The organism is Reyranella sp., assembly GCF_052439685.1.
GTDB lineage: Bacteria > Pseudomonadota > Alphaproteobacteria > Reyranellales > Reyranellaceae > Reyranella.
The window spans coordinates 45,270-57,627 of record NZ_JBQVQG010000032.1 but is presented as its reverse complement, the minus strand read 5'-3'; the positions used below and the strand labels follow the sequence as shown (position 1 = coordinate 57,627).

General features: G+C 65.8%; 13 protein-coding genes. 10 read left to right on the top strand and 3 right to left on the bottom strand.

The window, feature by feature from the left end:
* A partial coding sequence (locus tag ACT6UX_RS26385; protein WP_444778130.1) for a DUF3300 domain-containing protein occupies nt 1-1,171 on the bottom strand: 1,171 nt, incomplete at its 3' end.
* Nucleotides 1,172-1,405: 234 nt separating this feature from the next.
* Here ACT6UX_RS26385 and ACT6UX_RS26380 point away from each other — a divergent pair.
* From ACT6UX_RS26380 to ACT6UX_RS26370, 3 genes are all read left to right on the top strand, one after another.
* The gene (locus tag ACT6UX_RS26380; RefSeq protein ID WP_444778129.1) at nt 1,406-2,257 is read left to right on the top strand and encodes a hypothetical protein; all 852 of its coding nucleotides are present in this window, start codon (nt 1,406-1,408) and stop codon (nt 2,255-2,257) included.
* A gap of 69 nt (nt 2,258-2,326) precedes the next feature.
* The gene (locus tag ACT6UX_RS26375; RefSeq protein ID WP_444778128.1) at nt 2,327-3,151 is read left to right on the top strand and encodes an isocitrate lyase/PEP mutase family protein; all 825 of its coding nucleotides are present in this window, start codon (nt 2,327-2,329) and stop codon (nt 3,149-3,151) included.
* A 9-nt stretch (nt 3,152-3,160) separates the two neighbouring features.
* Nucleotides 3,161-3,790 carry a hypothetical protein gene (locus ACT6UX_RS26370; RefSeq protein ID WP_444778127.1) on the top strand — a complete coding sequence of 210 codons (630 nt, stop codon included), beginning with the start codon at nt 3,161-3,163 and terminating at the stop codon, nt 3,788-3,790.
* A 3-nt stretch (nt 3,791-3,793) separates the two neighbouring features.
* Here the strand turns inward: ACT6UX_RS26370 and ACT6UX_RS26365 are convergent, their stop codons facing one another.
* Nucleotides 3,794-4,174 (bottom strand): rhodanese-like domain-containing protein, encoded by a 381-nt coding sequence (locus ACT6UX_RS26365; protein ID WP_444778126.1) that lies wholly within the window; start codon nt 4,172-4,174, stop codon nt 3,794-3,796.
* 121 nt (nt 4,175-4,295) lie between these two features.
* Here ACT6UX_RS26365 and ACT6UX_RS26360 point away from each other — a divergent pair, with 121 nt between their 5' ends.
* Together ACT6UX_RS26360 and ACT6UX_RS26355 are read left to right on the top strand one after the other, a co-directional pair.
* A complete protein-coding gene (locus ACT6UX_RS26360) occupies nt 4,296-4,667 on the top strand; it encodes a RidA family protein (RefSeq protein WP_428681214.1) in 372 nt (123 codons plus the stop codon).
* Between the two features lie 65 nt (nt 4,668-4,732).
* Nucleotides 4,733-6,217 carry a flavin-containing monooxygenase gene (locus ACT6UX_RS26355; RefSeq protein WP_444778125.1) on the top strand — a complete coding sequence of 495 codons (1,485 nt, stop codon included), beginning with the start codon at nt 4,733-4,735 and terminating at the stop codon, nt 6,215-6,217.
* 4 nt (nt 6,218-6,221) lie between these two features.
* Here the strand turns inward: ACT6UX_RS26355 and ACT6UX_RS26350 are convergent, their stop codons facing one another.
* The gene (locus ACT6UX_RS26350) at nt 6,222-6,995 is read right to left on the bottom strand and encodes a 2-keto-4-pentenoate hydratase (protein WP_444778124.1); all 774 of its coding nucleotides are present in this window, start codon (nt 6,993-6,995) and stop codon (nt 6,222-6,224) included.
* 39 nt (nt 6,996-7,034) lie between these two features.
* Here ACT6UX_RS26350 and ACT6UX_RS26345 point away from each other — a divergent pair, with 39 nt between their 5' ends.
* From ACT6UX_RS26345 to ACT6UX_RS26325, 5 genes are all read left to right on the top strand, one after another.
* Nucleotides 7,035-7,853, top strand: a complete 819-nt coding sequence (locus ACT6UX_RS26345; RefSeq protein ID WP_444778123.1) for an isocitrate lyase/PEP mutase family protein — start codon at nt 7,035-7,037, stop codon at nt 7,851-7,853.
* Nucleotides 7,850-8,332: a MarR family winged helix-turn-helix transcriptional regulator gene (locus ACT6UX_RS26340; RefSeq protein ID WP_444778122.1), complete on the top strand. Its 483-nt coding sequence runs from the start codon at nt 7,850-7,852 to the stop codon at nt 8,330-8,332. Before ACT6UX_RS26345 ends, ACT6UX_RS26340 begins: the two co-directional genes overlap by 4 nt.
* A 104-nt stretch (nt 8,333-8,436) precedes the next feature.
* Nucleotides 8,437-9,483 carry a putative 2-aminoethylphosphonate ABC transporter substrate-binding protein gene (locus ACT6UX_RS26335; RefSeq protein WP_444778121.1) on the top strand — a complete coding sequence of 349 codons (1,047 nt, stop codon included), beginning with the start codon at nt 8,437-8,439 and terminating at the stop codon, nt 9,481-9,483.
* Between the two features lie 88 nt (nt 9,484-9,571).
* On the top strand, nt 9,572-10,639 hold the full coding sequence (locus ACT6UX_RS26330) for a putative 2-aminoethylphosphonate ABC transporter ATP-binding protein (protein WP_444778120.1): 1,068 nt from the start codon (nt 9,572-9,574) through the stop codon (nt 10,637-10,639).
* A 67-nt stretch (nt 10,640-10,706) separates the two neighbouring features.
* Nucleotides 10,707-12,341: a putative 2-aminoethylphosphonate ABC transporter permease subunit gene (locus ACT6UX_RS26325; protein ID WP_444778131.1), complete on the top strand. Its 1,635-nt coding sequence runs from the start codon at nt 10,707-10,709 to the stop codon at nt 12,339-12,341.
* Nucleotides 12,342-12,358: the final 17 nt, after the last annotated feature.

The following is a 12,358-nucleotide window of genomic DNA, read 5'->3' as shown; positions in this document are numbered from 1 at the left end:
CGCCACCACCGCCGCCCGATGGATGCGTGGCCGCCCGCGATTGCTGCGCCCGGCCGCGGGCGGCCTCGCGATTGACCTGCTGCCCGTTGTTGACGCCGCGGATGGCGCCGCCGCCGCGCTGCGCGCCGGCATGGTTCTGGATATTGGGATGTTGCCCGCCGGCGGCGCGGTTCGTGATGTTGGGACGCTGGGCTGCACCTCCCGCCGGGCGATTGGGCAGGTTGGGGCGGGCATTGGCCTGTCCGCCAGCGGGGCGGTTCTCCAGGCGACCGCGGAATTCCTGGCGCTGGTCGGCGCCCGGGCGCACCTGGTTGAAGCGCTCGCGCGTCGCGGGATCGCGATAGGCCACACCCTTGCGGTGGATCGGCTCGTGCTGCCAGCGGCCGTTGTTGATGTTGTTGACGTTGAAGTTGCGGTCGATGTTGACCGCGCGATTGACGTTCACGTTGACGTAGCTGTTGCCGCGTCCCCAGTTCCAGCCGCCGAAGATCGCGCCAGCCGCTGCAATGCCCGCACCGAACATCAGGCCGCGCAGCAGGGCCGAGCCATAGCCGTAGCCGGGCGGTGGCGGGTAGTAAGTGGGCGGATAGGCCGGGTAGGGCCACGTGCCGTAGACGGTGTTGGGATTGTAGGCCGGGACGTAGATCACTTCCGGACTGGCCGGGGCGATGACGATCGTGCGGTCGGCGCCCGATCCCTGCGAGGTGACCGTCTGCTCCTTGCCGCTCTGCAGATTTCCGGCATCGGCCGCCCTGGCGCGCAGGCGCTGGATCGAATCGGCGACATCCTGCTGCTGGGCGATCATCGCGTCGCCAACTTTCTGCATCCAGTCGAGATTGTCGCTGAGCTGGCTGAGGACCTGGGGGAAGGCGACCAGCGACTTCACGCTGACGTCCCAGCTCTTGTCCTTGACGGCAGCCACGGCGGCATCGCCCTTCAGGGCCGGGTTCGCCTTCGACCAGCGGGCGGCCTCGACGACCTCCAGCGGGTAGCTCGCCGCCATCAGCGTCTGCGCGAGCACCGCGTCGGGATAGAGCGCAATTGGCGCCAGCATCTGGTCGAGCTGTTCGGGCGTGAACGGCTTCTTGCTTGTGTCCTGGGCCAGCGCGGCTCGCGAGACGCCGGCCGCGAGCGTGGCGACAAGCGCGGTGATCAGGCTACGACGCTGCATGAAATGTCTCCCCCGACCGCGGCCCGTCACCGATGCGTTGTGCTCTCATGGCAAACTCGGCGCGACCATGAACCATTTGTCCCTTCCGCAGTGCCGCCGCAACAAGAATTGGTTCTCTCGTCGCGGCCAGCCCAAGCCAAGCCGCCGACCGGTCCGGGTTCACAGCCAGTGCGAGCAAACGGATGCGGAGCATCGGTGGCTGAAGCTTCGCCGGCCGTGCGATAAGCCTCCGTCATGACCGTCGCGCTTCTCGTCGTCCTCAAGATCACCGTCACGATCATCATCTTCGGCATCGGTCTCGATTCGACGCTGCACGACGCGGTCCGCCTGTTCCGGCACCCCTTGCTGCTGTTGCGCTCCCTGCTGGCCATGTACGTGCTGGTGCCGTTGGCGGCCGTCGGGCTGGTCATTCTGCTGCCGCTGCCGCCGGGGGCGGAAGCCGGTCTGCTGGTGCTCGCGGTCTCCGCCGGGGCGCCGCTGCTGCCGCGCAAGCTGCTGGGCATCGGTGACGGAGCATACATCTTCAGCCTGGTTGTGGTCTCGTCGGTACTGGCCGTGATCCTCGTGCCGCTGTGGCTGGAGATGCTCGGCCCACTGTTCCCTCGACTGCCGCGCCTTGCGCCGGAGAAGACGGCGCTGGTCCTGGGCGAGTCGTTTTTCCTGCCGCTGCTGGCGGGCATCGCGGTGCGCCGGTTCTTCCCGACGTTTGCGGCATGGGCCGGCGAGCGAGTGGTCGGCCTGGCGGGATTGGCCATGGCGCTGGCGGCCGTCGTGCTGTTGGCCGTGAACTGGCATGTGGTGGTCGAGGTCAAATGGCAGAGTATCGCGGCTCTCGCGCTCCTGATCCTGATGGCCCTGGTCATCGGCCACCTCGTCGGCGGTCCGGAGGAGGAAAACCGCTCGGCGCTCGCTGTCGCCTGCGCCACCCGTCACATCGGCGTCGCGGTGGTCGTTGCGACGTCGCTGCCCGGGGCACGTATTGCCGTCGTGATCTCGATCTACATCGCCATCTCGGTGGCGATTACGCTGCCCTATACGCGGTGGCGTCGGCTGGTCGCGGCCAGACATGAGGCGACGTTGAAATAATCTCGATTGTCCCGCAAAGGGCGGCCGAGACAAACTCCGCCAGGTCATTCGAACGAGGGGAAGAGCTTCATGAGTGTCAGCCAGGCCGAGAAGGCCCGCAAGTTTCGGACGCTCCATGAGAGGCCGGGGGCCTTCGTCATCGCCAATCCCTGGGATGCAGGTTCGGCACGTATCCTGGCGGGGCTGGGCTTCGAGGCGTTGGCGAGTTCCAGCGGTGCCAAGGCTGGCGTGCTGGGTAAGCGTGACGGAAGGGTGACGCGCGACGAGGCGCTGGCCAATGCACGCCTGATCGTGAACGCCACCGACCTGCCCGTGGCCGCCGACCTCGAGAAGGGATTTGGCGATTCTCCTGACGATGCAGCGGAAACGATCCGCCAAGCTGCAGGTGTCGGGCTGGTCGGCGGTTCGATCGAGGATGCGACCGGAAACCCGGACCAGCCGCTGTTCGACATCGAAACGGCCACGGCCCGCATCAAGGCGGCGGTCGATGCAGTGCGTTCGCTGCCGGTGCCATTCGTGCTCTCGGCGCGCGCCGAGGGGTTCCTGCGCGGCAAAGCGGATCTCGCCGACGTGATCAAGCGCCTGCAGGCCTACGAGGCGGCGGGCGCCGATGTCCTGTTCGCCCCGGGCCTGCCCGATCTGGCGTCGGTCAAGAAAGTCTGTGGCGCGCTCCGCAAGCCCTTCAACTTCATGGTCGGCATCAAGGGCAAGTCGTTCAGCAAGGCCGAGCTCGAGGCCGCCGGCGTGAAGCGTATCAGCCTCGCCACCTCGCTCTATCGTGTCGCGATGACGGGCCTCATCGAGGCCGCGACAGAAGTGAAGGAAGAGGGGACCTTCACCTATCTCGACCGGGCGATTCCCACGGGCGACCTCAATGCGTTCATGAAGGAGTAGAGTACGACGATGCTGACCGAAGACGAGATGAAGCGCATCGCAGCCGAGGAACGCTATCGCCATTCGATCCGCAAATCTCTGGAAGAGGAGTCCGCGCGGCCCGCGGCCGACCCGCCGCCACCGCCTCCACCGCCGGGTTTCGGCGCCAAACTCTACGAATTCCTGAACAGCTCCGTGGGAATGTGGCTGCTGTCGTCGGTCGTCCTGACCGGCGGCGCCGCCTTCCTGCAGCAGGTGCAGCACCAGCATGAGATCTCACTGAAGAATCAGGCGGACCTGACCAGCCACCGCTTCGAGATCGAGCACCGGTTGGACGGGATGAGTTTCCTGCTTCGTCGTGCGGTCACGGTCGGGGACGCCAAGGCGGCCTTGGGCGGCGTCTTCAAGAGCGCGATCCCGGTCGCGCCGGAACTGCAGAACCGCAGCCTCGCCTCACTTTATCTCTCCATCTATCCGCTGCTCGCCGGCACGGAAAAGCAGAAGACGAACAAGGCCTACCATATCGTCAAGGAACTCGAGGACGTCGAATTGATGCTGCAGCCGCTGCCCGACAGCAAGCCGCTGGACGACGCCCAGCGTGCCCAGATCACCAAGTTGATGACGGCGATCCAGCAGCTCAAGTTCGATGACGGAAAGTAAGCGTCAGGCTTTGTCGACGGCGCCACCGCTGTCGACCCAGTCCTTGAAGGCGCCGAGGTTGAAGACGTTGGCGTATCCGAAATCCTTCAGCACCTTGCCGCTGAGGGCCGAGCGGCCACCGGAGGCGCAGTAGACGATCACCGTCTTGGCCTTGTCGAAGGCCTTGTCGTGGGCGGGCGACTCGGGGTCGGCGCGAAATTCCAGCATGCCGCGCGAGACATGGACCGCGCCCGCGACCTTGCCGCTGTTCGCGACCTCGGCCGCGTCGCGCACGTCGACGACCAGCGTGTTGCCCTTGGCGATCATCTCCTTGGCGTCGGCCGGCGTGACCCGCGGCACGGCCGCATTGGCCGCTTCGATCAACTGCTTGACGCTCGTGGGCATGAGATTCCTCCCTGGGATTGAAGTGGAGGGGGAGCCTAGCATGGCGCGCTGGTCGCCCACCGCTGTTTGTCTGAGGCCGCGTCGGGTTCATAGTGTCGACGGTTCGTGAGGGAGTTGAAACATGAGTACCAGTGACATCACGCGCGTGCCCAATCCGCGGGTGCCGGCCAAGTCTTCGGTTGCGGTCTACCGCCTGCCGGGTGGCGGCGGCTTCCTGTGGGGCGTGGCGACCTCGCCCGATCGCACGCAGGACATCCGCGTCCAGACCTTGGGCGCGCTGGGTGTCATCGACGGCTATCTCAAGGACGCCGGTCTCGACCGGACGCGCATCGTGAAGGCGGAAATCGTTGTCACCGACCACGACAACAAGCCGGCCTTCGACGAGGCCTGGGCGACCTGGATGCCGGCCAACCACGGCCCGGTCCGCTCGTTCGTGCAGTCGGTCATGCCCGAAGGCGACCTGATCGAGATCATCATCACGGCGGCGCTCTAGGAGGGGGCGAGGGCGAGCAGCAAAGGCGAGTTGCCAGCCCCATTTCTTTCCGCGATGAAGTTCGGATGGATACAATCGTCGCCCCCGTGCCGCAGGTTCGCACAGCCACTGAACATTTCGACGTGCTGATCGTCGGCGCCGGCCTTTCGGGCATCGGCGCCGCCTGGCATCTGCAGAAGAACTGTCCGGCCAAGAGCTACGCGATCCTCGAGGGGCGGGGCGCGAGCGGCGGGACCTGGGACCTGTTCCGCTACCCCGGCGTGCGCTCGGACTCCGACATGTACACGCTGGGCTACCGCTTCCGGCCGTGGAAAGACGCCAAGGCGATCGCCGATGGGCCGGCGATCCTGAGCTACATCCGCGAGGTTGCGAGCGATCACGACATCGATCGCCACATCCGCTACGACCATCGCGTCGTGGGTGCCTCGTGGTCGACGCCTGACGCCAGATGGACCGTCGAGATCGAGCGCGGCGGGGAGCGCGTGTTCCTGTCGTGTGGCTTTCTGTGGATGTGCAGCGGCTACTACCGTTACGAGGCGGGGTATCTGCCGGACTTCCCCGGCATCGACGGCTTCAAGGGCAGGGTCGTCCATCCGCAGCATTGGCCGCAGGATCTCGACTATGCCGGCAAGAAGGTCGTGGTGATCGGCAGCGGTGCCACCGCGGTGACGGTGGTGCCGTCGATGGCCGAGACCGCCGGTCACGTCACCATGCTGCAGCGCTCGCCGACCTACGTGGTGGCGCGTCCGGCGCAGGATCCGTTCGCCAACAAGATGCGGCGCCGGCTGCCGCTCAAGCTCGCCTATATGGCGACGCGCTGGAAGAACGTGCTGATGGGCATGTATTTTTACCAGATGTGCAAGCGCAAGCCGGAGAAGGTGAAGAGCCTGATCCTGGGCGGCGTGCGCCAGATGCTGGGGCCGGACTACGACGTCGCCACGCATTTCACGCCGAAATACAATCCCTGGGACCAGCGGCTCTGCCTGGTGCCCGACGCGGATCTGTTCCGCGCCATCCGCAAGAAGAAGGCGTCGGTGGTCACCGACACGATCGAGACGTTCACGGAGAAGGGCATCAAGCTCAAGTCGGGCGCCGAGCTCGAAGCCGACGTGGTGGTGACCGCGACCGGCCTTGTGGTGCAACCGCTGGGCGGCGCGAAGCTGGTGGTCGACGGCAAGCCGGTGAAGCCGTCCGATACGATGATCTACAAGGGCATGATGTATTCCGACGTGCCCAACCTCGCCGCGGTATTCGGCTACACCAATGCATCCTGGACGCTGAAGGCCGACCTGGTCTGCGAATATGTCTGCCGCTTGCTGAACTACATGGACCGTAAGGGCTTCAAACAGGCAACGCCGCACAACAGCGACCCGGCCCTCACGGAGGAGCCGTGGGTCAACTTCTCGTCCGGCTACATCCAGCGCGCCCTGCCGCACCAGCCCAAGCAGGGCAGCAAGCGGCCGTGGAAACTCTACCAGAACTACGTGCTCGACCTGATCACGCTGCGCCACGGCTCGCTACGCGACAAGGCGATGGTGTTCACGAAGTAGTATCTCAACTGATGGAAACCTCGACCGAGCCGAACGGGCCGAAATCGGCCACATAGGTTTCGCCGGGCTTGGGCGCCAGCATGCCGGTCAGCGTACCGGTGCTCACCATCTGGCCTTCCTTCATGCCGACGCCGGTGCGCGACAGTTCGTTGGCGAGCCAGGTGAGGGGGACCATGGGATGGTCCAGCGCGGCCCCAGCCGTTCCCTTGCGGCGCAGGCGACCATCTGAGGAGAGGGTCGCCTCCTGCCCCGCGATGTCGCGGTTTCGCCAGTCTTCGATTGCGGGACCGTGGATGATCGTGCCGGAGCCGGCGCCGTCGGCCAGGATCGCCGGCAGCGGCGGAAATAACGCGTCGTGGATGAAGCGGCATTCCGCCAGTTCCAGTCCGGCATGGAGGGAGGCGACCGCATCGGTCACTTCCTCCAGCGTGTATGGCTTATCTCTGGGCGGCAGGTCGCGGCCGAGCTTCGCCTGGTACTCGACCTCGGGGATCGGGCTGGCGAGCCTGGCGTGAACGGCGGTGTGCGGCGTTTCGACCACGAAATAGACGCGACCGTAAATCGGTGAATCCGTCCGCAGCGCCTGCTGCATCTCCTCTTTCATCGCCGCGATCTTCCAGCCCAGCACCGGCCAGCCCAAATCCTCGGCGACCATGCCGGCGATCTTGTATGCCGTCGCCTTGTCGGGCGGCACGAGATGCGGGGCGAGGCCGCTCTGGCTGCGCTGTTCGCGGCGCAGGGCGGCGAGGAGGCGGGCGAGTTCCCGTTGCGCGGTCATGTCCATCGGTGTTCCCTAGCAGAAAGCGGAGGAGACGAGATGCGGACGCAGGCGGAAAAGGGACGGGTGTTTCGCGAGCTGCACGAGCGGCCTAGCCTGCTGCTCCTGCCGAATCCATGGGACGCGGGCACGGCGAAACTGCTGCAGTCGCTGGGCTTCGAGGCGCTGGCCACGACCAGCCTCGGCATGTCGAATGCGCTGGGACGCGTCGACGGCGACAATTCCGTGAGCCGCGGCGAGCTGCTGGAGAACTGCCGCGTGATCGCGGGCGCCACCGACCTGCCAGTGAATGCCGATCTCGAGAACGGCTATGCCGACGATCCGAAGGAGGCCGCGACCATTCTGCGGGATGCGGCTGCGGTCGGCATCGTCGGCGGTTCGATCGAGGATTGGAGCGGCGAGCGAATCTACGACTTCAACCACGCCGTGGAGCGCGTCGCGGCGGGCGCCGAGACGGCGCGTTCGCTGGACGTGCCGTTCACCTTTACCGCCCGGGCAGAGAACCTGATCCGCGGCGTGAAGGATCTCGACGACACGATCCGGCGCCTTCAGGCCTTCGAGAAGGCCGGCGCCGACGTTCTCTATGCGCCGGGCCTCCACGATCTTGCGACGATGCGCATCGTGGCCTCCGAGGTGACGAAGCCGCTGAACGTGGTGATGAGCGCCGGCGATCCCGACCTGACGGCCGAGCAGATCGCGGCGACCGGCGTGAAGCGCATCAGCGTCGGCGGCGCCCTCTCCCGTCTTGCCCTGGCGGCCTTCATGAAGGGGGCGAAGGAGATGAAGGCCGGCAGTTTCCACTGGATGCGCGATACGATGCCGACCAGTGAGCTCAAGAAGGTGTTCTCACCGACATGAAGCGTAAGACTAAGGCCGGCTCCGCGATCCCCGCTCCGGGCGAGGGCAAGCGCGGTGCGGAGGGGCATCTCGGCTATCTGATGCGGCAGGCTCATGCGGCGCTGCGGGGAGCGATGGAGAAGGCGTTGGCCGATCTCGACGTCACGCCGCCACAGTTCGCGGTGCTGACCATGGTCGTGAACTATCCCGGCATCTCTGGCGCGGAGCTTGCTAGGCTTACCTTCCTGACGCCGCAGACGATCAACGTGATCGTCCGCAATCTGGTCAGGGCGGAACTGGTCGGGAAGACGGCCGACGCCGTGCACGGCCGCATCCTGCAGCTCCATGCGACGCCACGGGGCGAGGCTCTGTTGAAGCGGTGCCGGGCACGGGTGATGGCAGTGGAGGGACGGCTGCTGGCGCTCCTGGACCGCGACGAGGAGCAGGTCGTGCGGCGCTGGCTGGTGGATGTCGGCAACAAATTGTCTGGGGAAGGGTGAGAAGGCCGCGTGCACGCGGTTGTGGGAAGTGTAACATAATGGTCATGAACCGCCTGTAGCTGCAGGCGTTCGACAGGGGTTGGAAGACCAGGGGGATTAACGAAATGATCGATCGCACCATCTTCAGGCGCGCCGCGCTGGCGGGCGCCGCCGCACTCGCCATGGTCGGCCTCGCGTCGCCGGCCTTCGCGCAAAAAACGAAGCTCACCGTCTACACCGCGCTGGAGAACGACCAGCTCGGCCCGTTCAAGAAGGCCTTCGAGGCCGACAATCCCACCATTGAAATCGCCTGGGTGCGCGATTCCACGGGTGTCGTCGCCGCCAAGCTGATGGCCGAGAAGGACAATCCCCGCGCCGACATCATCTGGGGCCTCGCCGCCTCGAACGTCGGCCTGATGGCCTCGATGGGCATGCTGGAGCCTTATACGCCGGCCGGTGCCACGGCCCTCAACCCGATGTTCCTGAGCGGCAAGTCGCCCCAGACCTGGGTCGGCATGGACGCCTATCTTTCGCTGGTCTGCTTCAATACGGCCGAGGGCAAGAAAGCCAACAAGCCGGTTCCCACCAGCTGGGCCGACCTGATCAAGCCCGAATACAAGGACTCGATCGTGATGCCGAACCCGGCCTCGTCGGGCACGGGCTATCTCACCGTTGCGGCCTGGCTGCAGATCATGGGCGAGGAAGCCGGCTGGAAGTACATGGATGCGCTCCACCAGAACATCGCGCAGTACATCCACTCGGGCTCGGCGCCCTGCGTCCAGGCGGCGAAGGGCGAGCGCCTGATCGGCATCGGTCTGGACACGCGCGGCGCCTCGGAGAAGACCAAGGGCGCGCCGATCGAGCTCGTGATCCCGAAGGAAGGACTGGGCTGGGAGCTCGAGGTCACCGCGATCGTCAAGGGCACCAAGAACCTCGACGCTGCCAAGAAGCTCGCCGACTGGGCCGCCACCAAGAAGGCCAACGAGCTCTACGCCAAGACCTATCCCATCGTCGCCTATCCGGGCGTCGCCGTCACGCCGCCGAACTATCCGCCGAACCTCGAGAAGGTGATGGTGAAGAACGACGTCGAGTGGATGGCCAAGAACCGCGACCGCATCCTGGCGGAGTGGACGAAGCGCTACGACGGCAAGTCCGCCCCGAAGGCCAAGTGACACGTAGAGCGTGTCATCCCGAGCGTTGCGAGGGATCTTCTATGAGTCGTAAGGATCCTTCGCTTCGCTCAGGATGACAGTGGCTGCCATGGCGAACTACCTCGAGGTCCGCAACCTCTCCAAGCGGTTCGGTGACTTCTCGGCTCTCGGCGACGTCTCGCTCGACGTCGTCGAGGGCGAGTTCGTCTGCTTCCTCGGCCCGTCGGGCTGCGGAAAGACGACGCTCCTGCGGGCCATTGCCGGGCTCGATCCGCAGACCTCGGGCACCATCCGCCAGAAGGGGCGGGACGTCTCGGCGCTGCCGCCGGCTCAACGCGACTTCGGCATCGTCTTCCAGTCCTATGCGCTGTTTCCCAACCTCAGCGTGGCCGACAATGTCGGCTACGGGCTGGTGAACCGGCGCCAGAACAGGGGGGCGATTACCAAGCGGGTCGCCGAACTGCTGTCATTGGTCGGCCTGCCCGATGCCGGCCTGAAATACCCGGCCCAGCTTTCGGGCGGCCAGCAGCAGCGCGTCGCCCTGGCGCGGGCCCTCGCGACCTCGCCCGGCCTGCTGCTGCTCGACGAGCCTCTGTCGGCCCTCGACGCGCGAGTCCGCCTGCGCTTGCGTCACGAGATCAAGGCGCTGCAGCGGACGCTCGGCGTCACGACGATCATGGTGACGCACGACCAGGAGGAGGCGCTGACCATGGCCGACCGCATCGTGGTCATGAATCACGGCGCCATCGAGCAGGTCGGCACGCCCCAGGAAATCTACCGCCGGCCCTCCACCGCCTTCGTGGCCGACTTCGTGGGCTCGATGAATTTTCTGGCAGGCACGCTGATGGCGCCTGACAGGGTGCGGGTTGCCGGCGTCGATTTCGCCTGTCCCGTCCAGGATGGGCTGGCACCCGGCCAGAAGGTGAGCCTCTGCATTCGGCCTGAGGACGTGCGTGTGCGCGACCTTCAGGCCGACATCGCCAACCGCGTGCCGGTCGAGGTGGCGGAGCTGGATTTCGTCGGCGCCTTCTGCCGCGCGACCCTGAAGGCGCGGGCGGCCTCCGACATTGCGGTGATGGCCGATTTCTCCAGCAACCTGATCCGCGACCTAGGCGTCGACATCGGCACGAAGCTCGACATCGCCCTGCCGCCCGACCGGCTCAGGGTCTTCGCCTGATGGCGATCCCCGCGTGAGTCTCGTGGTTCCCGGACTGAAGGTCGGCCTGTCGCGCGACGACCTGACGATGCGCGCCGGCGTCGTCCTGCTGGCGGGTGTCCTGCTGGTCATGGTGGGGCTGCCGCTCTGGTCGCTGCTCGCCAAGGGTTTCGAGGATCGCGACGGCAAGTTCATCGGGCTCGCCAACTACGTCTCTTATTTCTCCACACCGGCTCTCTTCCAGTCGGCGCTGAACAGTCTGGAGGTCGCGTCGATCACCACCGTGATCGTCGTGCCGCTGGCCTTTCTCTACGCCTATGCGTTGACGCGTACGGTGCTGCCGATGCGCTGGCTCTTCCAGGGTATCTCTCTGATCCCGATCTTCGCGCCGTCGCTGCTGCCGGGCATCGCGCTGATCTACCTGTTCGGCACGCAGGGCTTCTTCAAGGCGTTGCTGGGCGGCGGCTCGATCTACGGCATCGACGGCATCGTGATCGCGCAGGTCTTCTACTGTTTTCCCCATGCCACGCTGATTCTGACGACCGCGCTCGCGACCGCCGACGCGCGCCTCTACGAGGCGGCGGACGTGCTGGGCGCTTCCAAGCGCCGGATCTTCTTCACCGTGACCCTGCCCGGCGCGAAGTACGGCCTGATCAGCGCCGCGCTGGTCGTGTTCACTCTGGTGATGACCGATTTCGGCATCGCCAAGGTGATCGGCGGAAACTTCAACGTGCTGGCGACCGACGTCTACAAGAAGGTCATCGGCCAGCAGGATTTCTCCATGGGCGCCGTGGTCGGCATGGTGCTGCTGGCGCCGGCGGCGCTCGCGTTCCTCGTCGACCGGCTGGTGCAGCGCAAGCAGGTGGCGCTACTGACCGCGCGCGCGGTGCCGCTTGTGCCGCGGCCGAAGTTCGCGCGCGACCTCTTCTTCACCCTGTTCTGCCTGTTGGTGTCGGCGGCCATCCTCGCCATACTCGGCATGGCGATCTGGGGCTCCCTGATCAAGTACTGGCCCTACAATCTCAGCCTTACGTTGGACAATTACGACTTCGCCAACTTCGACGCCAATGGCTGGGACTCCTATTGGAACTCGGTGCGCATGGCGCTGGGGGCGGCGGTGTTCGGAACGGTGCTGATGTTCACCGGCGCCTGGCTGAACGAGAAGACACGCGGCTTCGGCGCGATGCGCGGGATCGTGCAGTTTCTGGCGTTCCTGCCGATGGCGGTGCCCGGCCTCGTGCTGGGCCTCGGCTACATCTTCTTCTTCAATGCCCCCAACAATCCGCTCAACTTCCTCTACGCCACCATGGGCATCCTGGTGCTGAACACGGTGGCGCACTTCTACACGGTGGGCCATCTCACGGCGACGACGGCGCTGAAACAGATCGATCCGGAGTTCGAGGCGGTGTCCGCCTCATTGAAGGTGCCGATCTGGAAGACGTTCGCACGGGTGACGGCGCCGATCTGCCTGCCGGCGATCCTCGACATCGCCATCTACCTGTTCGTCAACGCCATGACGACCGTCTCGTCGGTGATCTTCCTCTACGCCCCCGACACCAAGCTCGCCTCGGTGGCCGCGGTGAACATCGAGGAGGCGGGGACGACCGCTGCCGCGGCGGCGCTCTGCGTCGTGATCGTGCTCACGTCCGCCGCGGTGAAGGCGGCCCACCTGATCGCCGACCGCTTCCTGTTCGCCCGTCTGCAGGTGTGGCGGCGACGCTGATTTCGCGCGAACATCGC

Coding starts and splice junctions, on each gene's coding strand:
- ACT6UX_RS26380 (WP_444778129.1), top strand. CDS start 1,406: ATGACCGTCGCGCTTCTCGTCGTCCTCAAGATCACCGTCACGATCATC.
- ACT6UX_RS26375 (WP_444778128.1), top strand. CDS start 2,327: ATGAGTGTCAGCCAGGCCGAGAAGGCCCGCAAGTTTCGGACGCTCCAT.
- ACT6UX_RS26370 (WP_444778127.1), top strand. CDS start 3,161: ATGCTGACCGAAGACGAGATGAAGCGCATCGCAGCCGAGGAACGCTAT.
- ACT6UX_RS26365 (WP_444778126.1), bottom strand. CDS start 4,174: ATGCCCACGAGCGTCAAGCAGTTGATCGAAGCGGCCAATGCGGCCGTG.
- ACT6UX_RS26360 (WP_428681214.1), top strand. CDS start 4,296: ATGAGTACCAGTGACATCACGCGCGTGCCCAATCCGCGGGTGCCGGCC.
- ACT6UX_RS26355 (WP_444778125.1), top strand. CDS start 4,733: ATGGATACAATCGTCGCCCCCGTGCCGCAGGTTCGCACAGCCACTGAA.
- ACT6UX_RS26350 (WP_444778124.1), bottom strand. CDS start 6,995: ATGACCGCGCAACGGGAACTCGCCCGCCTCCTCGCCGCCCTGCGCCGC.
- ACT6UX_RS26345 (WP_444778123.1), top strand. CDS start 7,035: ATGCGGACGCAGGCGGAAAAGGGACGGGTGTTTCGCGAGCTGCACGAG.
- ACT6UX_RS26340 (WP_444778122.1), top strand. CDS start 7,850: ATGAAGCGTAAGACTAAGGCCGGCTCCGCGATCCCCGCTCCGGGCGAG.
- ACT6UX_RS26335 (WP_444778121.1), top strand. CDS start 8,437: ATGATCGATCGCACCATCTTCAGGCGCGCCGCGCTGGCGGGCGCCGCC.
- ACT6UX_RS26330 (WP_444778120.1), top strand. CDS start 9,572: ATGGCGAACTACCTCGAGGTCCGCAACCTCTCCAAGCGGTTCGGTGAC.
- ACT6UX_RS26325 (WP_444778131.1), top strand. CDS start 10,707: ATGCGCGCCGGCGTCGTCCTGCTGGCGGGTGTCCTGCTGGTCATGGTG.